Annotated in this window: 23 protein-coding genes; 12 read left to right on the forward strand and 11 right to left on the reverse strand. The window is 45.6% G+C overall.

What is annotated here, in order from left to right; all coding sequences use genetic code 11:
* Window positions 1-31: 31 nt before the first annotated feature.
* On the reverse strand, window positions 32-511 hold the full coding sequence (locus tag ACRRU2_RS25545; protein WP_432506005.1) for a DUF4362 domain-containing protein: 480 nt from the start codon (window positions 509-511) through the stop codon (window positions 32-34).
* Window positions 512-734: 223 nt separating this feature from the next.
* Here ACRRU2_RS25545 and ACRRU2_RS25550 point away from each other — a divergent pair, with 223 nt between their 5' ends.
* The 8 genes from ACRRU2_RS25550 to ACRRU2_RS25585 all read left to right on the forward strand — a co-directional run bounded on the left by ACRRU2_RS25550 (window position 735) and on the right by ACRRU2_RS25585 (window position 11,544).
* Window positions 735-3,002: a DUF2339 domain-containing protein gene (locus ACRRU2_RS25550; RefSeq protein ID WP_432506007.1), complete on the forward strand. Its 2,268-nt coding sequence runs from the start codon at window positions 735-737 to the stop codon at window positions 3,000-3,002.
* Between the two features lie 117 nt (window positions 3,003-3,119).
* Window positions 3,120-3,431, forward strand: a complete 312-nt coding sequence (locus ACRRU2_RS25555; protein ID WP_331700740.1) for a YbjQ family protein — start codon at window positions 3,120-3,122, stop codon at window positions 3,429-3,431.
* Between the two features lie 750 nt (window positions 3,432-4,181).
* Window positions 4,182-5,123 (forward strand): DUF2167 domain-containing protein, encoded by a 942-nt coding sequence (locus ACRRU2_RS25560; protein ID WP_331700741.1) that lies wholly within the window; start codon window positions 4,182-4,184, stop codon window positions 5,121-5,123.
* 220 nt (window positions 5,124-5,343) lie between these two features.
* Window positions 5,344-6,240, forward strand: coding sequence for an aldo/keto reductase (locus ACRRU2_RS25565; RefSeq protein ID WP_331700742.1), 897 nt, complete (start codon window positions 5,344-5,346; stop codon window positions 6,238-6,240).
* 117 nt (window positions 6,241-6,357) lie between these two features.
* The gene (locus ACRRU2_RS25570) at window positions 6,358-7,383 is read left to right on the forward strand and encodes a DUF4432 family protein (protein WP_331700743.1); all 1,026 of its coding nucleotides are present in this window, start codon (window positions 6,358-6,360) and stop codon (window positions 7,381-7,383) included.
* 287 nt (window positions 7,384-7,670) lie between these two features.
* Complete coding sequence (locus ACRRU2_RS25575; protein WP_432506010.1) at window positions 7,671-10,058, forward strand: response regulator; 2,388 nt, start codon at window positions 7,671-7,673, stop codon at window positions 10,056-10,058.
* A gap of 14 nt (window positions 10,059-10,072) precedes the next feature.
* On the forward strand, window positions 10,073-10,435 hold the full coding sequence (locus ACRRU2_RS25580) for a response regulator (RefSeq protein ID WP_331700745.1): 363 nt from the start codon (window positions 10,073-10,075) through the stop codon (window positions 10,433-10,435).
* Between the two features lie 44 nt (window positions 10,436-10,479).
* The gene (locus tag ACRRU2_RS25585; protein WP_331700746.1) at window positions 10,480-11,544 is read left to right on the forward strand and encodes an HD-GYP domain-containing protein; all 1,065 of its coding nucleotides are present in this window, start codon (window positions 10,480-10,482) and stop codon (window positions 11,542-11,544) included.
* Window positions 11,545-11,606: 62 nt separating this feature from the next.
* On the opposite strand, the gene ACRRU2_RS25590 is transcribed toward ACRRU2_RS25585, so the two are convergent.
* Window positions 11,607-13,271: a CoA-disulfide reductase gene (locus ACRRU2_RS25590; RefSeq protein WP_432506013.1), complete on the reverse strand. Its 1,665-nt coding sequence runs from the start codon at window positions 13,269-13,271 to the stop codon at window positions 11,607-11,609.
* 14 nt (window positions 13,272-13,285) lie between these two features.
* Complete coding sequence (locus tag ACRRU2_RS25595; RefSeq protein ID WP_432506015.1) at window positions 13,286-13,579, reverse strand: ArsR/SmtB family transcription factor; 294 nt, start codon at window positions 13,577-13,579, stop codon at window positions 13,286-13,288.
* 284 nt (window positions 13,580-13,863) lie between these two features.
* On the opposite strand from ACRRU2_RS25595, the gene ACRRU2_RS25600 reads away from it, so the two are divergent.
* Window positions 13,864-14,232: a rhodanese-like domain-containing protein gene (locus tag ACRRU2_RS25600; RefSeq protein WP_331700749.1), complete on the forward strand. Its 369-nt coding sequence runs from the start codon at window positions 13,864-13,866 to the stop codon at window positions 14,230-14,232.
* A gap of 21 nt (window positions 14,233-14,253) precedes the next feature.
* On the forward strand, window positions 14,254-14,481 hold the full coding sequence (locus ACRRU2_RS25605) for a sulfurtransferase TusA family protein (protein WP_432506032.1): 228 nt from the start codon (window positions 14,254-14,256) through the stop codon (window positions 14,479-14,481).
* A gap of 522 nt (window positions 14,482-15,003) precedes the next feature.
* Here the strand turns inward: ACRRU2_RS25605 and ACRRU2_RS25610 are convergent.
* The 6 genes from ACRRU2_RS25610 to ACRRU2_RS25635 all read right to left on the reverse strand — a co-directional run bounded on the left by ACRRU2_RS25610 (window position 15,004) and on the right by ACRRU2_RS25635 (window position 19,937).
* Window positions 15,004-15,576, reverse strand: coding sequence for a hypothetical protein (locus tag ACRRU2_RS25610; protein ID WP_432506017.1), 573 nt, complete (start codon window positions 15,574-15,576; stop codon window positions 15,004-15,006).
* Window positions 15,577-15,641: 65 nt separating this feature from the next.
* Window positions 15,642-16,418, reverse strand: coding sequence for a 3-hydroxybutyrate dehydrogenase (locus ACRRU2_RS25615; RefSeq protein WP_432506019.1), 777 nt, complete (start codon window positions 16,416-16,418; stop codon window positions 15,642-15,644).
* Between the two features lie 53 nt (window positions 16,419-16,471).
* Window positions 16,472-17,137 carry a 3-oxoacid CoA-transferase subunit B gene (locus ACRRU2_RS25620; protein ID WP_432506021.1) on the reverse strand — a complete coding sequence of 222 codons (666 nt, stop codon included), beginning with the start codon at window positions 17,135-17,137 and terminating at the stop codon, window positions 16,472-16,474.
* A 19-nt stretch (window positions 17,138-17,156) separates the two neighbouring features.
* Window positions 17,157-17,846 carry a CoA transferase subunit A gene (locus tag ACRRU2_RS25625; RefSeq protein WP_432506023.1) on the reverse strand — a complete coding sequence of 230 codons (690 nt, stop codon included), beginning with the start codon at window positions 17,844-17,846 and terminating at the stop codon, window positions 17,157-17,159.
* 17 nt (window positions 17,847-17,863) lie between these two features.
* Window positions 17,864-19,057 carry an acetyl-CoA C-acetyltransferase gene (locus ACRRU2_RS25630; protein WP_432506025.1) on the reverse strand — a complete coding sequence of 398 codons (1,194 nt, stop codon included), beginning with the start codon at window positions 19,055-19,057 and terminating at the stop codon, window positions 17,864-17,866.
* Window positions 19,047-19,937, reverse strand: a complete 891-nt coding sequence (locus tag ACRRU2_RS25635; RefSeq protein ID WP_432506027.1) for a 3-hydroxyacyl-CoA dehydrogenase family protein — start codon at window positions 19,935-19,937, stop codon at window positions 19,047-19,049. Before ACRRU2_RS25635 ends, ACRRU2_RS25630 begins: the two co-directional genes overlap by 11 nt.
* A gap of 149 nt (window positions 19,938-20,086) precedes the next feature.
* On the opposite strand from ACRRU2_RS25635, the gene ACRRU2_RS25640 reads away from it, so the two are divergent.
* Window positions 20,087-20,965 carry a LysR family transcriptional regulator gene (locus tag ACRRU2_RS25640; RefSeq protein ID WP_432506029.1) on the forward strand — a complete coding sequence of 293 codons (879 nt, stop codon included), beginning with the start codon at window positions 20,087-20,089 and terminating at the stop codon, window positions 20,963-20,965.
* Between the two features lie 107 nt (window positions 20,966-21,072).
* Here the strand turns inward: ACRRU2_RS25640 and ACRRU2_RS25645 are convergent, their stop codons facing one another.
* A complete protein-coding gene (locus ACRRU2_RS25645; protein ID WP_331700756.1) occupies window positions 21,073-21,813 on the reverse strand; it encodes a spermidine synthase in 741 nt (246 codons plus the stop codon).
* A gap of 16 nt (window positions 21,814-21,829) precedes the next feature.
* Window positions 21,830-22,072 carry a DUF1761 domain-containing protein gene (locus ACRRU2_RS25650; protein ID WP_331700757.1) on the reverse strand — a complete coding sequence of 81 codons (243 nt, stop codon included), beginning with the start codon at window positions 22,070-22,072 and terminating at the stop codon, window positions 21,830-21,832.
* Between the two features lie 183 nt (window positions 22,073-22,255).
* Between ACRRU2_RS25650 and ACRRU2_RS25655 the strand changes: the two genes are divergently transcribed.
* A complete protein-coding gene (locus ACRRU2_RS25655) occupies window positions 22,256-23,053 on the forward strand; it encodes a helix-turn-helix domain-containing protein (protein ID WP_331700758.1) in 798 nt (265 codons plus the stop codon).
* Window positions 23,054-23,107: the final 54 nt, after the last annotated feature.

The raw sequence follows: 23,107 nt of genomic DNA on the forward strand, positions 1-23,107 counted from the left end.
AACTCGCCTGTCCAAAGGATGGCAGAGCCGTTTATTCTTGTTCAATTGGCAATTGATAAACGATGATGGAGTCTGGTTCTTTGTATCTCATTCCAATCGTTTCCTCACAGCCTTTCAGTATATACAGCTTTGAAACAACAACATTGCCTTCCAGCTGTTCTTCTATCGTTTCGATTGTGCTGCAGGCAGTCTTGTAGCGCAGGTCGTTTCTTTTTTTGTTCAGTTTACTTCGTGTAGACCAGGAATATTGAATTTTCCCGTCTTTGTATTCCAGCTTTCCGATATCTGGCTGTCCTTCTACAGTAAAGTTGACTACCGTAAGCTTGGCTTGCTGCCGGCTGGCGGCATGATCCACGAATTGATCAAGCTTTTCGACATGAAGCGGACCTCCAGGCCCTCCGATAACATCTCCGTTTTTGACTGCGTCTTTATAGGTATAACCGCTGCAGCCTGTTAGTAATGTAATAAGGGTAATAAGCAGCCCAATGAAAAGGATTAATCGTGTCTTCACATCATTTTCCTCTCATTCCTGTATTAGTTATTAAATAATAGCATACTAAAGGTACTGTATGATTGTGAAAAGGAATCATTTATTGCGGGACTTTAGTAGTGAATTAGCTTTTAAATTGCAATTTGCTGCCTAATCAAGCAAGAAACGCTTCATAAAGATTGGGAAAATAAGCTATAATATGGCGATGTGATTTAGGAGTACAGCTGCAGGAGGTGGATCAAAAGTGGATGATAATCAATTGAAGGATTTATTACTAAGATTAGAGCAAAAAATCAACTCTTTAGAGGATGAAATAAGCCAGCTGCGCAGCGCTCAGAATACGCAAACTGCTGGAGCGCAGCAGCATACTCAGCAACAAGAGGCCCAGGAGTCCGGCTCATCAGAAAGTCAAGAGCCGTCGCAGCCGTCCGCGCCATACGGCTATGGGCCGCAAGCAGCGCAAGGCCAGTCGCAGCCGTCCGCGCCATACGGCTATGGGCCGCAATCGGCGCAAGGCCAGTCGCAGCCGTCCGCGCCATACGGCTATGGGCCGCAAGCAGCGCAGGGCCAGTCGCAGCCGTCCGCGCCATACGGCTATGGACCGCAATCGGCGCAGGGCCAATCGCAGCCGTCCGCGCCATACGGTTATGGGCCGCAATCGGCGCAGGGCCAGTCGCAGCCGTCCGCGCCATACGGCTATGGGCCGCAATCGGCGCAGGGTCAATCGCAGCCGTCCGCGCCATACGGCTATGGGCCGCAAGCAGTGCAAGGCCAGTCGCAGCCGTCCGCGCCGTATGGTCAAGCACCTCAACAGCCGCAGGGGAGCATGCCGCATCCAGGGCAAGCAGCTGCCCAGCCGCCGATACAGCCTTACGGCTATCCGCCGCCGCCGTACCGGCCAATAGATTCCAATGGCCGATATAAAGAGAATCAGAGCTTGGAGCATGTGCTGGCCAGAGTATGGTTGCCGCGCGTGTTCATAGTTGTTCTGCTGTTGGGTGTGCTGTGGGGTTTTCTTGCGATTGTTGTAAACGGACATTTGTCGCAAGAGGTGAGGTGTATACTCGGCGTTTTGCTGGGAGCTATTTTGTACGGAACTGGCGTGCAGCAGACGAAAAAGGATCGGGCCGGGCTCGGCAAAGTATTACTCGGTGGCTCGCTTGGCGTATTTATATTGTCCCTATCGGCAGCTCATCTGCTTTATGATTTAATATCAGCCCCAGTCGCTATTATATTGTACATGGCGGTATTGGTGCTCATTACGTACACATCGCTTAAATGGCGTTCCCAGACCTTGCTGGTTTTGTCAACCTTGTCAGGCTATATGATACCGTTTTTGGTCGCGTACAACAGCTCGAGCGAGTATTTATTTATTGGCTATCAGCTCGTATTTTCTATTTTCATGTTCCTGCTGGCGACACGTTATAACTATCAAGTCGCTTACTGGTTTTCATTTGGCCTGCTGCATTTCTCTTTTATATTGGCACTGGCCCTTGATTACACAGAAAACGAAGCGCTAATTTTAACAGCATTAACGATTCAGCATCTTGTATTGCTCGTTCAGTTTATAAGGCGCAAGCAATCAAATGCCGAACAGCTTGCTATGCAGTTTGTTTCATTCCTGCTGCTGGCGATGTGGGCAAATTTGCTGTATAACGACAGCAACCTTTATCCGATTATGCTGGCTGCAGGAGCGCTCATTTATGGAGCGGCGGCGTACCATTTTATGAAAATCGCTTCCCAAGCCGCTGCTGATCATGAGCAGCAGTCCTTTCACCGCCATCGTGTAGATGTAAGCATGGTGATAGCGACAGCTGCAGTGTTCCTGTTTATTATGAATTGGAGCGGCATGGCCTATAGCAGCATAGCTGTATTTGCAGAAGGAGTATTGGCATTAATTTTAGGGGCAAAAATAAAATATACTCTACAAAAAATTACTGGCAGCATTTTAGCGATTATATCAGGCGTTTGGATCATAACGGACGCTCCTGTGAAAATTGTATCAACTGAAACATTGGGCTGGATTGTTCTGCTGGCGGGTATTGCGGTTATTTATGCTGCTTATTCCAAATGGATTTTTCCAAAGACGCAGCAATCAACAGAAGCTGATGGTGCGATCGGGCACGACAACAATAAGCTGTTATTATCAGCGCTGTTATGGCTGGAAGCGGCTCTAGGCCTTATTTTTGTATCAATAATCGTTAACCTTGCAACCAAAGGGATGGAAAGCGATATACGGCACTTTATTTTGTCGGGGGCTTGGTTGCTGTATGCTTTAGGCGCTATCGCTGTAGGTATGATTTTCAAGCTTTCAAAAGCTAGACTGACCGGCATGCTGTTTTTATTTGTCGTGTTGATGAAGGTTATTCTTATCGATGTACCCGATGTATCGCTTTCGATCAGAGCGATTATGTTTATCGTGCTGGGCGCAGTAGGAATAGCCGTATCAAGATTACTGTACGCGGGCAAGGAAGATGCCAGCAAGCAAGCCGAGGAAGAAACAAATATATAAACGGTGTTCAAGTTGCAGTTTCAGCTGGAAACCAAAGCATAGCTCTATTCGTAATACCGAGTGTCATTCACTTTACGTGTCTCCTCTTTGAAGGGACATCAAAATGGAGGAATTAAAATGATCGTTACAACAACCCCTATAATCGAAGGATATCCAATTAAACATTATGCAGGAATCGCAACAGGCGAAGTTATTATGGGTGCAAACGTAGTGAGAGATTTTTTGGCCTCTATTACGGATATAGTAGGCGGACGTTCAGGCGCTTATGAGAGCAAGCTTCAAGAGGCAAGAGATGCGGCATTTGCAGAGATGAAGGAGCAGGCTGCCAGAATGGGTGCCAATGCCATTGTCGGTATTGATATTGATTATGAAGTTGTTCGCGAAGGTATGCTGATGGTAGCGGTAAGCGGTACGGCCGTTATTATTTAACTAGGCGGCGAAGCTGTTTATCCTTGAAGTATAGGGAAGTATAAGTTTTCACTTTATAACTGTTCCTATACTTCACCGGTAAACGCGCCTCCTTCGTTCAAGCGAAGGACGGCGAAGCCGTTTATCCTTGAAATATAGGGAAGTATCTGTTTTCACCTTATACTTCATCCTATATTCATCGAGAAACGGCACATCCTTAGCCAAGGACGCGCAGCGTTTCTTCTTGGTTGCTGATGTAGTAATAAAGAAGCTGTTAAGCGGTCAAGCTGACTGAAGCGTTTGTACGGTTAGCTGATGCTTTGACAGCTTCTTTTTTGTATCAACTTGTGTATAACTTTTCAAAATCAAGTCATCAGCATGCGTTTTTGAAGAAATTCGTGCACAACCTGTGAATATTTTTGTTGATTATGTGTATAACCTCGATTCATTTGTTAGTAATGCTGTGAATAACTTTGTTGTCCGCTGAATGAGCTTTAATGCATTTTCTTCGTACAGCAGGCATCGCACGCAAGCTGGTACTGGCAAGTTGAATCTTTTTGACTATGAAATTGCGGTAAACAGCCTACTATTAAATCTAAAAAAAACAAATAATGGAATAATGAAATGTCAAATGGTAAAATAAAACAGTTCTTAGTACCCAGTTCCATAGATATGGAAATATGTTACTATACAACGAGTGTCATTATTTCCAATTGGAAATGAATGGAATCCAAAGAAAATATGTTAGTAACATTTGTCGGAGGTCATGGAATGCGTTACATGAAAATGATGGTTTGCACGGTATTAATATTTTTACTTACAACAGGCACAGTATTTGCAACAGCAGAAAGTAACCCGATTGAACCGAACTGGATTGAAGGGGGAACTACTGTTAATGTAGGAGATATTTCTACACTTGAACTGGATGAATCCCTTCTTTATCTGGATCGTGAAGATACGATGGACGTTCAGGAATATTTGGGAAATAACGTAATGGGTACAGAGATGGGAAGCGTTTTTCCTGTTAATGAGGAAGAAAGCTGGTTTGTTTTATTCGAGTACGAGGATGTAGGTTATATTTCCGATAAGGATAAAAACAAAATTAATGCCAAGAAGCTGCTAAAAAGCTACCAGGACGGCACTGATGCAAGCAATGAGACGCGTGCAGAAGAAGAAAGACTGTTCGTAAAGGGCTGGCATACAGAGCCTTACTATAATGAAGAGGATCGTACTTTGATCTGGGCTTTGCTAGCAGAAGATTTCTATGGCAACGCAATTATTAACTATAATGTGCGTATTCTTACTCGCGGCGGCTATGTGTCTGTGCTTCTCGTTACAGATGAGGCTACTCTTGATAGAGAGATAGCGACGCTAAATAAGCTGATTCTGCCAAAATACTCCATTACAGCAGGCTCTACCTATGAAGATTTTGATCCTAGCGTGGACAAGAAATCTGAAGTTGGCTTGACGGGGCTAATTTTGGGAGGAGCGGGACTGGTTGCTGCGAAGAAGGCAGGTCTTATTGGCGCAGCGCTAGTATTGCTTAAAAAGTTCTGGTTTGTGCTGCTGGCGGTTCCTCTGGCGATTTGGAGATGGATTAAGGGCAGATCAGGACGCAGACAGGAAGAGGAGCAGCAAGAGCAGTCATATGTAAATCCGTATGGAACAGATAACTCATCATCGGATCAAACGATTAATAATGACCCTAAATAATAAGGGAGCAATACTATAATTTGCTGAAAATGGAAGAAGATCGTCACCCGCCTCGATTGGCAGGGGCGATCTTTTTGTTTGTTGATAAGAGCGCGTAAAAGCCGCCGCCGAACGATTCATGGTATAGTTATAAAAAGGTATGTATTTAATCATATCTTCCATGACATATAATAGTAGTAAGGATGAATACTTTCTATTTTCAGATAAGGGAGCGATCGATATGCAATATAGAAGATTAGGAAAAACGGGTTTAAATGTATCCGTTATTGGCGTCGGCACTTGGCAGTTCGGCGGGGAATGGGGTGTCCAGTATGAGCAGTCAGAGGTCGATGCTATATTGGACAAGGCACATGAGCTGGGCATTAATTTAATCGATACGGCTGAATGCTACGGCGATCATTTGTCAGAAGCTTTTATCGGCAACTATTTGGCCAAACGTAAACGTGAAGATTGGATTGTAGCAACAAAGTTCGGCCATCATTTTCACGAGCGGTTTACACGTACGGATGTATTTGAGCCGGGTGATGTAGTGAAGCAGCTGGATGCCTCGCTTAAAGCGCTGCAGACAGAGTACATAGATTTATATCAATTCCATTCCGGTCCGGACCATGTATTCGATAATGATGAGCTATGGACGGTGCTGGATAAGCAGGTGCAGGCGGGAAAAATTCGTCACCTGGGCACCTCTATTGCTAAAAATGACAATGTGCATCAGACGGAAGCTTCCACACAAGTAGGCTCTAAAGTGATTCAAGTCGTATATAACCGATTGGACCGCAAGCCTGAGGAGGCAGTATTCCCATCCTGCCAGCGTCAGGATTTGGGTGTGCTGGCTAGGGTGCCGCTAGCGAGCGGCTACTTGAGCGGGAAGTACAAACCCGGTGCTACCTTTGATAAAACGGATGTGCGCCATCGCCATGATGCCGCTCTCGTACAGACGCGCTTGCAGGAGGTCGAGCGCATTTCGCGTGAGGAAGTGCCTGCCGGCGTAAACATGGCCAGCTGGGCATTGGCTTGGTGCCTCAAGCATGAAGCGGTAACGGCAGTTATTCCTGGCTGTAAAAACCCGCAGCAGGTGGAGGCGAATGCCAAAGCTGTAGAGCTGCTCCATTCATAATAGAAGCATCTGGAGCAAGCCATTTGGCAGATGGCTTGCTTCAGGTATTTTTGTATAGCCAAGCTGCAATCACAAGTAATCTATTCTATGACATAAGAGACAGGGGCATACGGCAGCATGCAAATATTCGGAGAGCAATGGACAAGGCAACAGGTCATTAATCGTGTAGGAGACATAAGCCAGCTATGCGGAGTGAAGGGCATTCATTTTATGGATGGGCTGGAGCATGGAACGAAGGGGCTGCATGCCTGGAATGCTGCTGGCTTGCAGTTTTATGCACTGCCTGATCGCGGCATGGATATCGGGGCTTTTTACTATAAGGGAATACCTCTGGCATGGATGAGCAAGTCGGGGTATGTTCATCCTGCGCATTTGCACAAAGGGGGCTGGCTTGCCGGATTTCATGGCGGCATGCTGGCGACCTGCGGATTGAACAATGTAGGCCGGGCATGCGAGGATGAGGAAGGACAGCATGAGATGCACGGACGGATAAGCAGATTGCCTGCTGCGGAGGTTAGTTACGGCGGAAGCTGGACTGGCGATAATTATTCGCTTGCCATAAGCGGCAAGGTTAATGATGCCAGCTCGCTAGGCGACCATATGCAGCTTCATCGCCGTATTGAAGTCCCGGCCGACCAGCCTGTTATTCGCATTTATGATCAAGTAACGAATCTTGGCGCAATGAAAATGCCATGCATGATTAAATATCATATGAACTTAGGCTTCCCGCTCGTACAGGACGATACGAGCATCGAAGTAGCCAACCGTCGCCGTTTGCTGCGAAACAGTACCGAGCTGATTGATCCGCGAGCTGATTATTTCCGTAATTCTGTAAATACTGATGTAGAGATGCTCTACCATGAATGCGAATACGAGCATGATCAGATGGGAGAAGTGACTGTACGTGCACCATATCCTATTAACAATGAACAGCTTGCTCTTAAAATTCGCTACAAGCATGATACCTTGCCTCATTTGTGGCAATGGAATAATGTAATGGACGGATTGTATGTAACGGCGATCGAGCCATCCAACTGTCTTGTTAAGCCGCGCTCCGAAGCACGCAGACAAGGGCTGGTCACCGAGCTGGAGCCAGGTGAAAGCATGGATTTTGCCGTAGAGGTTTCGATTGTAAATCATTAGTAAAAAGTGGTAACTATAGTCTAAGTCGAAAGCATACTGAAAAGGATAAAGTATGCTTTTTTGCATGCCATTACAATTTTACGTAACAGCTATGCTGTTAATAAGGTTCCTGATTTCGCAGAAAATGCCGAAAGCAGGACTTTGTTACTGAATTATTATAAATTCGGTAAGTATTTTATAGGAAAATCGACAATAATCGAGTATAATGAATGACTAGAATTCGGGAAATTTAGTTGCTTTTCATAGTCTTTTGGTCACTAATTGATAGAGATGAGGTGGAGACCTGCATGCAGCATATTCATGGCTCACATGATATGTTACTAGTTGTTTGCTCCTATATTGTTGCTGTTATAGCCTCTTATACCGTTATTAATTTGATAAGCCTTATTAAAAGCCGAACGGGGCTAAGCCGTCTGCTATGGATTGGCTTCGGGTCAGCGGCTATGGGGATGGGCATATGGTCGATGCATTTCGTAGGCATGCTGGCATTTTCTCTTCCAGTTCCGGTTGCCTATGATGTTCTGATCGTAGTTTTATCTGTTATAGTTGCGATTATAGCTGCATTTATCGCTTTAGTGATAGTCAGCAAGCCGCACTTGTCGGCTTCCAGACTAGTTGCGGGAGGAATGGTGCTTGCAGCGGGCATCGTAGCTATGCACTATATAGGCATGGCTGCCATGGTTATTGATATTACATACAACCCATACTATGTAGCGCTGTCTATACTCATAGCAATCGTTGCTTCTATTACGGCCTTCTGGTTGTCCTTATATTTGCATCAAGACAAAGATACTTACGTTAATTTAAAAAAGCTGGGCAGTGGACTAATTATGGGACTGGCCATAATTGGCATGCATTATTCTGGCATGCTGGCTGCAACGTTTCATATGGGCGGTAAAATAGAAGCGTCCACAGGAGTTGTGCTGGACCAAAGCAGGCTGGCTTATTTTATTACAATCGTTACGATATTCACTTTGGGATTGTCACTAGTAGCCATATATATTTCAAGAAAAATGTATTATAAGGATTCAGAGATTGAACAGAAAAGTGCCGAAATACATGCGATGAATGAACAGCTGCGCGAGCTGAACGGCAACTTGGAGCGGCTTGTGCAAGAGCGCACTGCCCAGCTGGAGCAGGCTCACGACGAGGCTATACGTGCCAACCAAATCAAAAGCCAGTTTCTTGCTAATATGAGCCACGAGCTGAGGACGCCTCTAAATGCGATTATTGGCTACAGCGAGATGCTTATGGAGGAAGCGCAGGATTTGAATCAGCCGCTTTTTGTAGATGACCTGGGTAAAATCAAAAAGGCCGGGCATCATTTGCTGACATTAATTAATGATATTTTGGATATTTCAAAAATCGAAGCAGGAAAAATGGATATTCATATTGAGAGCTTTGAATTATCGCAGCTTATTTACGATGTGGCCGGCACGATGCAGCCGCTCGCTGATAAAAATAACAATGAGCTGCGTGTGTCTGCTGCACTTGGCGAATTGTCATCAGATATGACTAAGCTTAGGCAGGTTTTAATTAACTTATTAAGCAATGCCATTAAGTTTACAAATGGAGGCGTTATTAAATTAGATGTTGCAGCTCAAAGGCGCAACCAGAATGACGGATTTGTATTTCGAATCGAAGATTCAGGCATTGGCATGACTGAGGAACAAATGAGCCATTTATTCCAGCCCTTTGTTCAAGCAGATTCATCTACAACCCGGCAATATGGCGGAACGGGGCTCGGGCTTGCAATCAGCCGCAGCTTTATGAATATGCTGGGCGGAGATATTTCGGTTGAAAGCAAGCCAGGCGAAGGCAGCATATTCACTTGCTGGCTGCCGACTATTTGTACGAATCAAACCGAATTTCGAGCAATTGATGCTGACGGGACGCCATACACGGAATGGAAATCTAGTCAAAGTCCCAAAATTTTGCTTATTGATGATGAGCCTTTTAATTATGATTTATTAAAACGGTATGTCGAAAAGGAAAACTGGACGATTGCGTTTGCCAGCAATGGCCAAACAGGCTTGAAGCTGGCTAGAGAATTGAAGCCTCAGGTGATCTGTCTGGATATATTAATGCCGAGTATGGATGGCTGGCGCGTATTGGAATCTATTAAAAGCGATCCTGAGCTAAATCATATTCCCGTCATTATATGGTCCATGACAAATGATAAGCAGCTTGGATATGCGCTTGGCGCATCGGAATTTCTTGTAAAGCCTGTCAGCAGAGATGCGCTCGTTCATGTAATTGATAAGTATGTTACGAATCTGGCGGGCAAAGCTGTACTCGTAATCGAGGATGATGAACCAACGAGCGAGCTGATGGCCAGATTGCTGTTAAAGGAAGGTTATGAAGTTACCTGTGCGCGCAACGGCAAGCTTGCACTTGACTGTGTGGAGGAAGAAACGCCTGAACTGATACTGCTGGACTTGATGATGCCGGAAATGGATGGCTTTCAGTTTGTTGACGAGCTGCGCAAGCATGACAAGTGGAGGCATATTCCCGTTGTAGTCGTAACAGCTAAAACGATAACAGCAGCAGATTTGTTAATGCTGGGCGGTTCAGTGAGCGGGATTGTAGAAAAGGGCTCTGTAGATTATACTGCGCTGCTTGCAAGAATAAATGATTTAATAGGTTCTGCCGATAATAATAATAGAGACGATTAGGAGAAGGTGAAAGCTTGCCTACAATTTTATTAGTAGAAGACAATGAGATGAACAGGGACATGCTTTCTCGCAGGCTAATTCGTAAAGGCTATACAATCCTGACGGCAGATGATGGACAGCAAGGTGTGGATATGGCTCTCGCGCACGTACCCGACGTAATTTTGATGGATTTAAGCCTGCCAATTATGGATGGCTGGGAGGCAACAAGAACGTTAAAGAGCTGTGAGGCTACTAAACATATTCCTGTAATTGTACTAACTGCTCATGCTATGACAGGAGATAAAGAAAAAGCGTTTCAAGCCGGTTGTGATGACTTCGATACGAAGCCTGTTGAATTCAGCAGGCTGCTGGGAAAGATAGTTTCTGCATTAGCATGATAGGCTTATCACGTTTTGACAGTTAAATGGAGTGTGGGAACAAAATGGGCGAATTAAAAAAGTCGAAGCTGCTGATTATCGACGATCAAGAATATAATGTCTCTCTGCTTGAACGAATACTTAGACGAGCAGGCTTTGAGCATATTCATACAACGATGAAAGCAGAAGACATTAAACATTTGCTTCACACCTATCGACCGGATATCGTTCTGCTTGATTTGCATATGCCTGTTATGGATGGCAGGGAGGTGCTCCAATTTATACGTGAACAAGTTGGAGAGGAAAATTACCTGCCTGTACTTATGCTTACCGCAGATATTACGCCTGGTGTAAAGCAGGAAGTGTTGGAGGCTGGCGCTAATGATTTTCTAGTTAAGCCTTATGATCGGACAGAGGTCATTCTTCGGATTAATAATTTGTTGAAAACCCGCCAGCTGCATAAGCTGCTGCAGCAAAACAACAACAAGCTAGAAGAACGCGTCAATCAAAGAACAGAAGAGCTGCAATATGCGAAGTTCGAAATATTGGAGCTGCTTGCAAGAGCGGCGGAGTATCGGGATGATATGACCGGGCAGCACACGCAGCGGGTAGGCTGGCTATCCGGAAAAATTGCAGAGCAGCTAGGTATGCCGGAGCAGCAAATCGAGATGATCCGAGCAGCGGCGCCGCTTCATGACATTGGCAAAATAGGCATACCGGATGCCGTGCTGCTAAAGCCGGGCCGCTTCGAGCCAAGCGAATTTGAGCTTATGAAAACTCATACGACGATTGGCTATCGTATATTAGAAGGCACTTCATTTAGCATTTTGCAGCTGGCAGGCATTATTGCGATGTATCATCATGAGAAATGGGATGGATCTGGATACCCGATTGGCTTAAAGGGGGAAGAGATTCCTTTGCCTGCGCGAATAGTCGCATTAGCGGATTTTTATGATGCGCTTACGCATGAGCGTCCTTACAAGCGTGCATGGACGCCGGAAGAGACGATTCGCGAGGTTGAGAACCAGCGCGGCAAACATTTTGACCCTGTCGTAGCGGATGCGTTTATACGTTTATACAAGGATGGGATACTTACATCATTTACTTTGGACGGTGTTCATGTAGGGTAGAAATAGGAATAACGGAGAGCGACCAAATTTTGGTCGCTCTTTTTATTGAAACTATTATGAAATTAGGCTAGTGTAAAATTGCTCATCGTATAGCTTTTATACCCGCCGGTTAAATTTTTAACTATAAAACCATGTTGAGCAAGTATGCGTAATGCAGTATAGCCGCGCAAACCGACCTGGCAGTACACCCAGATTTCTTTATCGCGGTCCAGCTCATCCAGCCTGCTGCGAAGCTCGTCAACTGGAATAGAGATCGAGCCTGGAATATGCCCGTCATTATGTTCTTTCGGGGTACGCACATCAACCAGCATTGTATTGTCCAGATCTCTGTCTGCCAAATCCCGCGGAAGAAAAACAACTGCGCGCTCGTCAACAATATTTTGAGCAATGTATCCTGCCATATTAACCGGGTCTTTTGCGGAGGAGTACGGCGGAGCATAGCAAAGCTCAAGCTCTGTCAAATCTTCCACGGTGCCTTGCATGCGAATAACGGTTGCGATCACATCTATTCTTTTATCGACGCCATCCTTGCCAAAGGCTTGCGCACCTAGTATTTTGCCTTCATAGTCAAAAATAAGCTTCATCGCTATAGGCGATGCGCCAGGATAATAGGTAGCATGCGAAGCGGGATGAAGATGTACGACGTGATACGGTTGATTCAGCTGCTGCAGCATACGTTCGTTCATACCAGTGGCGGCTCCGGTCAGCTCGAAAATTTTAATGATAGATGAGCCTTGCGTTCCTTTATAAGCGCTCTTCAGACCTGCTATATTGTCCGCTGCGATTCGGCCTTGCTTATTGGCCGGTCCGGCAAGCGGTATAGCCGTTTGCTGGTTGCTTACAAAATGTGTTACCTCTACAGCATCGCCGACTGCGTATACGCCAGCAAGATTAGTTTCCATATATTCATTGACTAGAATATGCCCTTTGGCTCCCAAATTTACATTGGATTGCTGCAGAAATGCTGTGTCTGGTTTAACGCCAATGGCAAGTATGACCAGATCAGCCAGTAAGGTGCTGCCACTTTGCAGCTGCACGGTGATTTGCTCTGTTTGATGCTGTTCATTTTTTGTGAAGGATGCAACACCGTCGCCAAGCACCAGCTCGACGCCATGCTTTTTCAGCTCCTGCTCGGCATGGGCGATCATATCCGTGTCGTAAGGGGCTAAAATATGAGGCGCTGCTTCGATAACGGTAACCCCTATCCCGCGTTCACGCAAGTTTTCCGCCATTTCAATGCCGATAAAGCCGCCGCCGACAACGATGGCCTGCTTGATTGGCTTCTCATCTACAAGCTGCTTGATGCGATCCGTATCGGCAATGTTGCGCAGGCTCGTAATGCCAGGCAGCTCAATGCCAGGAATAGGAGGAACAAGCGGCTTGGCGCCTGGAGACAGCACCAAATAATCAAAGCTTTCCTCATAAGTGCCGCGATCCTTGCTGCGAATCGTGGCTGTTTTGTTATCGCCGTCAATGGCGATGACCTCGCTGAAAATTCGTACATCAATGTTGAAGCGCTTTTTCATGGCTTCCGGTGTTTGGATTAGCAGTTTGGAACGCTCTTGAATCGTTTCGCCAATATAATAAGGCAGTCCGCAGTTAGCAAATGAAATATGCTCATCGCGCTCAAGCATAATGATTTCGGCTTGCTCGTCCAGTCTGCGCAGTCTTGCAGCAGCGGATGCTCCGCCAGCTACTCCGCCAACGATTAATACTTTTTTGCTCATATAAAACCCTCCAGTTATAAAATTGATTCGTGCGAAAATAAAATAGGAATAAGCTGCTTTACTTTTTCATTATGAATGACATAAAAAACTTCTAGGCCGTTGCGCTTTGCAGTAACGATATTTGCTGAGCGCAGCTTTTGCAAATGGGTAGACAATGTGGACTGAGGAAGCCCCATGCAATTTTGCAAGTAGGTTACGTTGCAAGGTTCCTCATCCAATAGCCGTTTAATAATACAAAGCCGCGCAGGATGACTGATTGTGCGCAGCAGCTCAGCGGCTTCTTCAAGCATTTGCTGCTCTTTATCCATAATGTAGCTCCTGTCTATAAATCGTTATATCTAGATAATACGATATTGAAACGGCAAGTGCAATGACGAAAGTGTGAATAACCTGACGCTGGGGAGAGTTGACATCGAAGTTGCATTTCGCTATTCTTATACCTATACGGGTATATCTAATTTCCTATTGTCTGCTGCTGTCTAATTAGGATGCAAGAAGCTGTCCGCATGAACGGCCTGTAAGTTGATCATATTATTAAATATGAAGAACATATGGATGGACATCCATATATCGGGTATAGGAGGTGTGGGGGATGTGGAAGCATTTTATTCGCAAATCTGAAGCTAGTAAAGGGAAGGAAGCGATTAAGCATCCCCATGTCATAGGCAATGATCAGCTTTATAAGCAGTTAAGCACAGGTATGACGTGCAAGCTGATCGATGTACGAGAGCCGGCGGAATTTGCATTTGGCCATATCCCTGAAGCTATTTCTATACCGCTCGGACAGTTGGCAGAACGAATGAAGGAGCTTGATCCGCAGGACAGATATATTGTTATTTGCCAATCGGGTAATCGCAGCGATACGGCGTGCATGCTGCTTGCAGAGCAAGGATTTACCCATATTATTAATGCTTATGAAGGCATGAACAATTGGAGCTATCCTCAGGATCGCTCCGTTTAACAACAAGGGGAGGAATGAATGATGAAAAGCGATAAATTATTAGATGCTACAGGACTTGCGTGTCCTATGCCGATAGTAAGGACGAAAAAAATGATGGCTGAAATGGATGCCGGACAAATTCTCGAAGTTCATGCAACAGATAAAGGGTCACAAAGCGATATTGCTGCTTGGTCTAAAAGTACTGGCAATGAGTTATTGGAATCTGCGGAGGATAACGGTCTGTTTAAGTTTTGGATTAAAAAAGGTTAAAAAACAAGCAACTGACAATCCACTACTGGAGTTATGTTTGGGTATGGGTTGTGATCTTTCTAAGGGTTGCCACAAACGCTATTCCTGCAAAAATGGCAGCTTGAATTTTCTAACGGTTGCTATTGCGCTTAATTTCTTCAAAAGCACTGATTTTGCTCGATAAATAGTACAATAGCACTCGTGGCAACCGTTAAATGCTGAAATTAGCTAAAATAATCGAAATAGCAGCGATGGCAACCGTTAGAGCAATTTTGCCAGTTGATTATAGGTTACGTTACGAAATGCAAGTTTCTAAAATATAGAAAAAGCACAAGGTTTCACCTTATACTTGTTCCTATAATTCATCAGTAAATGTGCCTTTCCAGTGAACGGCTAAGCCGTTTATTCTTGAAATATTAGAAATTATAAGTTTTCTGCTTATACCTGTTCTAATATTTCTCCGGAATGAAACTTATGATCGCAATAAGGACGGCGACAGCCGTTTCACCTTGATACCGTAAATAGGTTGCTTCTTGTAAAACATCAGCTTTTGGCAAGAGCATTCAGAGTATGTTGAAATAGAGCCTTTATCTCAATAGCTTGAATATGCTTTAAAAGCTCTTCCAGGATGGCATCGTTTGAACGCAGGCACGTCTGGACAAGGTCTGTAAATTGCATGCTGTTCCAAGCATTATTAAGCTTGAAAGATTCCAATATGTGAGCGCTGGCTGAGTCCGCCAGCTTGCTGTGCCAATTTTGCTGCAGCCATTGTGCAACGATCGGTTTGATCTTCGTCATAACGGGATGATTGCCAGCTTGTCTAAACCAATAATTGGCATTCCAATAATCGCCATCCATCCGATGCATGATGCCATGCCAATAAGCGCCAGTTGGATCATGCTCGATTTGCTGTGCGTAGGAATGTGAAAGCGCCAAGCTGTCATTACGCAGATGAAGGGCGGCAATAAGAGTGATCATAGGCGTGCTGGTCGCTTCTTGCTTCAAAGATTCGATTTTTGTCTCTAGCTGTTCATCCCATGAATACAACGGAGACAGCGGCTGGAGCGTTGTTCTTTGTTCAAGCTGTTCCATAATGATAACGATAGCTGGATTCATTGCGATACTCCTCTCAACATCATGTTAATTAGAGCAAGTGTATCATAATTTCCCGCTAAATAGCGCTATTGAGCTGTATAGCCCCCATCCAGCACGACTGCTTGACCTGTTACACCTTTGGTGCGCTCGTTGGCCAAAAAAAGTGCATAATCCGCTATCTCATCCATATCCAACAAGCGCTTTTGCGGAACAAGCGGGTAGATGACCTCCTCCAGTACGCTTTTGAGCGGTACGTTACGTGTTTTAGCTAAATCCTCAAGCTGTCCGCGTACTAAAGACGTATCAACATATCCCGGACACAATGCATTTATGGTAATGCCATAGTCGGCTGTTTCCAGAGCAGCAGCTTTTGTTAAGCCGATGATACCGTGCTTAGCGCTGTTATAAGCGGATTTGCCAGCGAAGCCGACAAGCCCGTTGATCGATGACATATTTATAATTCTGCCAAAGCCTTGCCGTTTCATAATAGGGATCGCATGCTTGATAGCTATAAAAGGAGCAGTAAGCATCAGTTTAATCATAAGCTCAAACTTATCGGTGGGAAAATTTTCAAGCGGTGCAACATGCTGAATGCCTGCATTGTTGATTAGAACGTCCAGTCTCCCGAACCGGGCAACCGTTTGGTCAATTAAATTTATAATATCCTGTTCTATTGTCATATCAGCCTGAACAGAAGCAGCTTGATAGCCAAGCTCATCAAGCTGCTTTCTGGCGGTCTGCAAGGCAGAACCGTTTAGATCGGACAGCATGACTACCCCGCCTTCTCGAGCGAATCGCTCAGCAAGCTGAAGACCAATTCCTGAAGCAGCGCCTGTAACGATAATGACACGCTTATTGAACATTGCTATTTCCTCCTTCAGCAGTGAAGCCAGTCTGTCATCAAAGCAGATGCAAATTAAAATGCATTCATCCTAATATCCTTGGATAAAAGCAGCGGCGGTTCTGTTATCGCTTTAATATCTTCCACCGTGTAGCCCCTTGCAACCTCGACGAGCAGTAGACCCTTGTCGGTAATGTCGATAACGGCTCGATCCGTTATAATGCGATGCACCACTTGCTTGCCGGTGAGAGGGAGCTTGCAATCATGCAGTATTTTCGGTTCATTGGCTTTATTGACATGGTCCATAATAACAACGACACGTTTGGCACCGTGCACAAGGTCCATCGCGCCACCCATACCCTTTACCATCTTGCCAGGGATCATCCAGTTAGCCAAATCACCTTTGCTTGAAACTTCCATGCCGCCAAGAATAGCCAGATCTATATGGCCGCCTCGAATCATGGCGAAGGACTCTGAGCTGTTGAAATAAGAAGCGCCCAGAGCAGCTGTGACCGTTTCCTTGCCGGCATTAATCAGGTCAGCGTCAACTTTATCGGCTTCAGGATAAGGCCCTATGCCCAGCAAGCCATTTTCAGAATGTAAAATAATTTGTTTGTCAGCTGATATAAAGTTGGCTACTAGTGTCGGAATGCCAATGCCAAGATTGACATACATGCCGTTTTCTATTTCTTTTTCGGCTCGAAGGGCTATACGTTCTCTTATAGAGAGTTGTGTATTCATAAAGGGAGGCTCCTTTCCGCTAGGCTTTAATCGTTAACCGTTCGATGCGCTTCTCTTGCTTGCCGACAATAATCGCCTGTATATAAATGCCGGGCGTATGAATCAGCTCAGGATCAATTTGCCCTGTTTCTACTAGGCATTCTGTCTCGACAATTGTAGTCGTTGCAGCAGCAGCCATAATAGGGTTGAAGTTGCGGGCTGTTTTATTATATACAGCATTGCCCACATAGTCGCATTTGGCCGCTCTGATTAAGCTGTAATCCGCTTTAAGGGCATACTCAAGCACGTATTCCTTATTGCCGAACATTTTTGTTTCCCGACCATCTGCCATTGAAGTGCCGACCCCTGCTGGCGTGTAAAATGCAGGAATGCCAGCGCCGCCAGCCCGTATCCGCTCTGCCAGCGTGCCTTGAGGCACAAGCTCGGCTTCTATTTCTCCACTGAGCACCTGGCGCTCGAACTCTTTGTTCTCGCCGACATAGGAGGCTATTATTTTTTTTATCTGTTTATTTTGCAGCAGCAGGCCCAGTCCCCAATCATCGACTCCGCAGTTATTCGATATAATTGTTAAATTTTTTGTTCCTTTATTAGCCAAAGCTTTAATAAGCTGCTCAGGTATGCCGACGAGCCCAAAGCCGCCAACCATAATTGTTGCCCCGTCATGAATGTTTTTTACGGCATCCGGGAAGGAGGTTAGTATTTGCTTCATCCAAGGCCAGCACCTTTCTAATGAAATGAATTTTCTATAATCATCGCCACACCTTGACCGCCGCCTATGCACAGAGAGGCCAGCCCATACCGGGCTTTTCTGCGCCGTAATTCATACAGCAAGGTAACCAGCACTCGCGCTCCGCTGGCGCCAATAGGATGGCCCAATGCAATGGCCCCGCCGTTCACATTAAACCGGGACGGATCGATGTCAAAATGCATGGTATAAGCTAGTGCTTGCGCTGCGAAGGCTTCATTTACTTCAAATAAATCTATGTCCGTCAGCTGCAGCCCTGCCCGCTTTAGGACACACTCGGTTGCAGGTATTGGACCTAGACCCATATAAGCTGGGTCAACTCCTGCTGCAGCATGCGCTCGAATGCTGGCAAGCGGCTTCAAGTCTAATGAGCGTGCCTTAGCCTCCGACATAAGAAGCAGCACAGCAGCCCCGTCATTGATGCCTGATGAGTTGCCAGCAGTGACGATTCCAGCAGGCTTAAAGGCAGGCCGAAGCTTTCCTAGCGCGTCTAGATTTGTATCTGGGCGCGGGTATTCATCTTCGGCAACCGTTATTGCGCTGCCTTTTTTTTGCGGCAGGCTAATACTGACAATTTCATCCTTGAAATTACCGGCAAGCATAGCTTCTTTCGTTTTAAGCTGGCTATTGTAAGCGAATTGATCTAGCTGCTCACGCGAGAAGTTGAATTGCTCGCACAGATTTTCTGCTGTAATCCCCATCGCATAATCATTTGCCGCACAGCGGAGGCCATCGTGCATCATGCTGTCGATCACGGTTTGGTTGCCCATTCGATAACCAGCGCGTGCTGCAGGCAGCAAATAAGGGGCGAGGCTCATATTTTCCATGCCGCCTGCTGCTATAATGTCGCTATTTCCGCATGAAATAGCATTAGCGGCTATACTGACTGCGCTGAGACCTGAACCGCAAACATGGTTGATCGTAAGTGCGCGGCTGGCTGCAGGTATACCTGCAGCCAGCGCCGCTTGCCTGGCAGGATTTTGCCCTAGTCCAGCCTGCAGCACATTGCCCATTATGACATCGTCTATCGCAGTTAATTCAATGCCCGAACGGTCGATCGCTGCTTGAATAGCTGCTTTCCCAAGCTCTATAGCAGATATATCTTTAAATATCCCGCCAAAGCTGCCAATAGCCGTTCTTGCTGCGCTTACAATAACGACAGAATCAGATGCCATTGTCGTTCTCCTCCTTATGCTTCATATAGGCGAGCAGCTGCTGCAGCTCTTTCATCATCTGTCCGTTTGCATGCTCCTGCTGGCTGTATGTATAATAGCCGCCGCCTGACTTGACGCCAAGCTCGCCGCGTGCGATATGGTTTATCATGCTTGCAGGGGGCTCTGTACCGTTGTTAAGCGCTGGAAAGAGATGGCCGGTCACCTTCGACCAAATATCCAATCCTCCCAGATCTGCGATTTGAAAAGGGCCTCTAAGCGCCCAGCGCAATCCAAGCCCATTGCTAACGACAGAATCAATCTCCTCCGCACCGGCGATGCCGTTTTCGAGCAGAAAATTAGCTTCGCGCAGCAGCGCTGCCTGCAGACGGTTGGCTATAAAGCCTGGAATATCCTTGCTTAGCACAACAGGAGCCTTGCCCATCTGGCGGAGCAGCTCTGCAAGCACCTCCAAAATCCCAGGACGAGTGTTAGCCAAGCCTACAAGCTCAACCAATGGAATAAGATGCGCAGGATTAAAAAAGTGAGCGATTACGATACGATCCGCATAGGGCAATCCATCAGCCAATTGCTGCAGTGAAAAGGTAGAGGTGTTGGAGGCGACGATCGCTTCTTGCTTCAGCAGGGTAGTTAATTGCCTGTAGAGCGGCTGTTTGATTTCCATAGTCTCGGGCGCGCATTCTATGACAAGGTCGGCATTTGAAACCGCTTCCTCAAGTTCGGATACTAAATGAATCGAAAGCGCTTCTTGCGAAATCCTTTCCCTTGCAGCCTGAAGGCTGAACGGCTCATACAGCGCAACACTATAATGATGCTCGGCAAATAATTTGGCTATTGAAAATCCCATCGTTCCGGCTCCAAGAACAGCAATATGTGTAATCATTTTTGGTCTCCTTATGAGATGTAATTGAAGAGAGCTAAAGCTTTTTCTTTTTATTTTACATGAGATGGTAATATAGGGATAATACATATATAGAATACGATTTATTACTAATATCTATAAATGATAAACGCTTGAAGTGAGGTGCGGAAATGGATATTCGGCAATTACAATATTTTCTGGAGGTAGCCAAGCATAAGAGCTTTTCCAATGCGAGTAAATCTATTCATATATCACAGCCAACTCTAAGCAAAATGATTAAAGGTCTCGAGGAAGAGCTCGGCGTTGTGCTGTTCAATCGATCAACACGCGCAGTTGAGCTGACCGAGGCAGGGCAGGTTGTTCAGCTTCATGCCCAGGCTGTCTCGCAGGCTATGGAAAATTTACAGTCCGCTGTCGCAGATCTATCGGAGCTAAGAGCAGGGAGCTTCAGTTTGGGGCTGCCACCTGTGATTGGAGCAAGCTTCTTTCCTAAAGTCATTATGGAATTTAGGCGCTTGTATCCGCAAATTACAATTAAGCTGACAGAGGAGGGAGGCAAGCAGATTGAGCAAAGACTATTGGCAGGCGAGCTGGATTTGGGCGTTGTCGTGCTGCCGGTGGATGGGCAATTATTCGAAACTGTGCCGATCGTCAATAGGCATTTGAAGCTTGTCGTACCCTTGGATCATCAGCTGGCGCATAAGAGAAAGGCTGTGCTTGCTGATTTGAAGGATGAGCCCTTTATATTATTCCGACAGGAATTCAGCCTGCATGAGCGAGTCAAAGAGGCGTGTATCGCGCAGGGCTTTACGCCGAATATTGCTTTTGAAAGCAGTCAGTGGGATTTCATCTATGAGCTTGTATGCGCGGGGCAGGGCGTATCTTTTCTCCCGGAAACGATTTGTGCGAGGATGGATAAGCGCAAGGTGGCCGTTATTCATGATGTTGAGCCGCCGATTAATTGGAATCTCGGTGTAATATGGAAGAAGGACAGTTACCTGTCCCATGCTGCCAAAGAGTGGATTCAATATGCGAAGAAAGTATTTTAAAATATAGCAAAGTATAAGCTTTTCACCTTATATTTGTTCCTATATTTCATCGGTAAACGCGTCTTTCCAAAGGACGGCGAAACCGTTTATCCTTGCGATGAATAGAACTAATCGTCTTCTATTATATAACCGGCATTAGGCGTGTAAGGGATAAAGCCAGCCATGCTTCGCAAGCGATATTGCATTGCCTGGTTGCTGCCGACGAGCAGGCTGTTGCGTATATCTCTTTCGCTCTCGGATGGCAGAGTGAAAGCATAGACATAAGGAAATACTTGCTGCAGGGTGCTATAAATTGCGCTTGTCTGTATATCCTGCTTGCCTCTGCCAATTGCGTTGCAAAGAATGGCTCCATTTGGCTTTAAGTGTGATCGAACGATTGAAAAAAAGGTCCGCGTGCATAGATGCTTGGGAATGCCATCGCTTGTAAAGGCGTCAATAATCATATATTGATATACGTTCGTATCCTTCTCCAGCACATCCCGTCCGTCACCAATTCGTACAGCAGCCCCGTTATAGTCAAAATATTGCTTGCTTATTTGCGCAATTTGCTCGTTAATTTCCACACTGACACAATGCTTGTCTGAAAAATAACCAGCGAGCGTGCCAATGCCGTGACCGATTATAAAAATATCATCCAGCAAGCCCGAGGCGTTGTATTCCATCAGGTGAATGAGGGCACGCGGATATTCAAATACTATACGTTCTGGATGATGACAATCTATAGCTCCTTGAACGGCTTCATCTGCAAATTGCAGCACGCGAAAGCGTCCTTTTTCACCAAATAAAGTATCGGTTTCATAAACTTGTATTTTGTCCGAATCCTCGCCATATGTAGTTAGTACATTCATTCTTATTACATGGCTCCTAAAATAATGCCCGACAGCAAATAAGCAGTAAAGCAAGCAGATAAGTGCCGCCGTGTGCAGTTAATGCCGTAAGCACGTAAGTTATTGGACCGCCGCTCGACATCTCTTCTTTATTCAGACCGATTTGCTTCACCCAAGCGTTGCCGAACAAAACAGGCGAGTACCACAAGAAGCCGAGAACCATCGTTACGGCAGTTGCAATCAGAACAGCGAGATAATTAATTTCGCCAAATTGAAGCATGATTAAATCCTCCTAAATAAAGATAAAATTGAACACCTGCAAGCAGTGTAAAGGATATTTGTATAGCTGTATAGTGTTTTTATAAAGTATGATAAAGTAAGCTTAATATAAATAATAATATTGGTAACTAAGTACATAAATATTTGTAAGGCGATTGCAAAAGGCAGCGGGAGGGACAAGCTGTTGGCAGACAAAACATTTTCGATTTTAAGCGGTATTGGAACGTATAATGAAGACTGGGAAGACCCCGGCTTTCATCAAAATGCTTCACTCGAAATCGAGATCGTGCTCGAAGGCAGAGGTATATTTGAATGGGTCGACCGCAGAGTATCCATCGAAGCAGGGCATGTGATCATTATTCCCCCAGGTATTCCGCACCGCTTTGAAGCAACTGCTAAAATAAGGTTTGGCGTTATTCATTTGCAGCATATGACGCCTGCTTTAACGAGCGTAGCGGACAGGCTGGCACAGGATTATAAGTATCCGCGCATATATGCCTTGTCCCGTTTTGATCAGACTCGTTTTGAGAAGCTATACAGGGAGTGGATTCATGTTCTTTCTTCGCCGCTGAAGGAGAAGGAGCGAACGCATGAGGTGTGGGCCGAGCTGCTGCTGCTATATTTATTTGAGCATTCACAGTCTGACCTGCAGGCAATGACCATTACTAAGGCGGCTGATTACCTGCGCGAAAATTTACATGAGCAAATTAAAGTTGCCGATTTGGCCAAGCTGACTGGCATGACTGTAGTAGGATTTCGCCGAACGTTCGAGAAATTTTATAAGCTGAGCCCCAAGCAGTATCAGCAGCAATGCCGTATGCAGGAAGCGAAGTGGCTGCTCAGCGCATCGGATAAAGATATGAACGAGATTGCGGAGCAAATCGGCTTCAGCAGGCTGCACTCTTTTTCGCAGTGGTTTAAGAGCGCCGAAGGCATCTCGCCTTCACAGTGGAGAAAGCAGCGCTGGCGGATGCATGAATAGATCAGATAGCGTACTTAATCTTCGTTACAATTTCAAAACGGCTATTTTTGATCA

Origin of the sequence: Paenibacillus sp. GXUN7292 (assembly GCF_050864975.1) — a bacterium.
In the GTDB taxonomy this organism is placed as follows: domain Bacteria; phylum Bacillota; class Bacilli; order Paenibacillales; family Paenibacillaceae; genus Pristimantibacillus.

Excerpts from the sequence above, each read along its gene's own strand:
- ACRRU2_RS25610 (WP_432506017.1), bottom strand. The coding sequence starts at position 15,576 with ATGAATCCAGCTATCGTTATCATTATGGAACAGCTTGAACAAAGAACA.
- ACRRU2_RS25575 (WP_432506010.1), top strand. The coding sequence starts at position 7,671 with ATGCAGCATATTCATGGCTCACATGATATGTTACTAGTTGTTTGCTCC.
- ACRRU2_RS25635 (WP_432506027.1), bottom strand. The coding sequence starts at position 19,937 with ATGATTACACATATTGCTGTTCTTGGAGCCGGAACGATGGGATTTTCA.
- ACRRU2_RS25600 (WP_331700749.1), top strand. The coding sequence starts at position 13,864 with ATGTGGAAGCATTTTATTCGCAAATCTGAAGCTAGTAAAGGGAAGGAA.
- ACRRU2_RS25645 (WP_331700756.1), bottom strand. The coding sequence starts at position 21,813 with ATGAATGTACTAACTACATATGGCGAGGATTCGGACAAAATACAAGTT.
- ACRRU2_RS25565 (WP_331700742.1), top strand. The coding sequence starts at position 5,344 with ATGCAATATAGAAGATTAGGAAAAACGGGTTTAAATGTATCCGTTATT.
- ACRRU2_RS25630 (WP_432506025.1), bottom strand. The coding sequence starts at position 19,057 with ATGGCATCTGATTCTGTCGTTATTGTAAGCGCAGCAAGAACGGCTATT.
- ACRRU2_RS25650 (WP_331700757.1), bottom strand. The coding sequence starts at position 22,072 with ATGCTTCAATTTGGCGAAATTAATTATCTCGCTGTTCTGATTGCAACT.
- ACRRU2_RS25555 (WP_331700740.1), top strand. The coding sequence starts at position 3,120 with ATGATCGTTACAACAACCCCTATAATCGAAGGATATCCAATTAAACAT.
- ACRRU2_RS25595 (WP_432506015.1), bottom strand. The coding sequence starts at position 13,579 with ATGGATAAAGAGCAGCAAATGCTTGAAGAAGCCGCTGAGCTGCTGCGC.
- ACRRU2_RS25560 (WP_331700741.1), top strand. The coding sequence starts at position 4,182 with ATGCGTTACATGAAAATGATGGTTTGCACGGTATTAATATTTTTACTT.
- ACRRU2_RS25620 (WP_432506021.1), bottom strand. The coding sequence starts at position 17,137 with ATGAATACACAACTCTCTATAAGAGAACGTATAGCCCTTCGAGCCGAA.
- ACRRU2_RS25625 (WP_432506023.1), bottom strand. The coding sequence starts at position 17,846 with ATGAAGCAAATACTAACCTCCTTCCCGGATGCCGTAAAAAACATTCAT.
- ACRRU2_RS25570 (WP_331700743.1), top strand. The coding sequence starts at position 6,358 with ATGCAAATATTCGGAGAGCAATGGACAAGGCAACAGGTCATTAATCGT.
- ACRRU2_RS25615 (WP_432506019.1), bottom strand. The coding sequence starts at position 16,418 with ATGTTCAATAAGCGTGTCATTATCGTTACAGGCGCTGCTTCAGGAATT.
- ACRRU2_RS25640 (WP_432506029.1), top strand. The coding sequence starts at position 20,087 with ATGGATATTCGGCAATTACAATATTTTCTGGAGGTAGCCAAGCATAAG.
- ACRRU2_RS25590 (WP_432506013.1), bottom strand. The coding sequence starts at position 13,271 with ATGAGCAAAAAAGTATTAATCGTTGGCGGAGTAGCTGGCGGAGCATCC.
- ACRRU2_RS25605 (WP_432506032.1), top strand. The coding sequence starts at position 14,254 with ATGAAAAGCGATAAATTATTAGATGCTACAGGACTTGCGTGTCCTATG.
- ACRRU2_RS25585 (WP_331700746.1), top strand. The coding sequence starts at position 10,480 with ATGGGCGAATTAAAAAAGTCGAAGCTGCTGATTATCGACGATCAAGAA.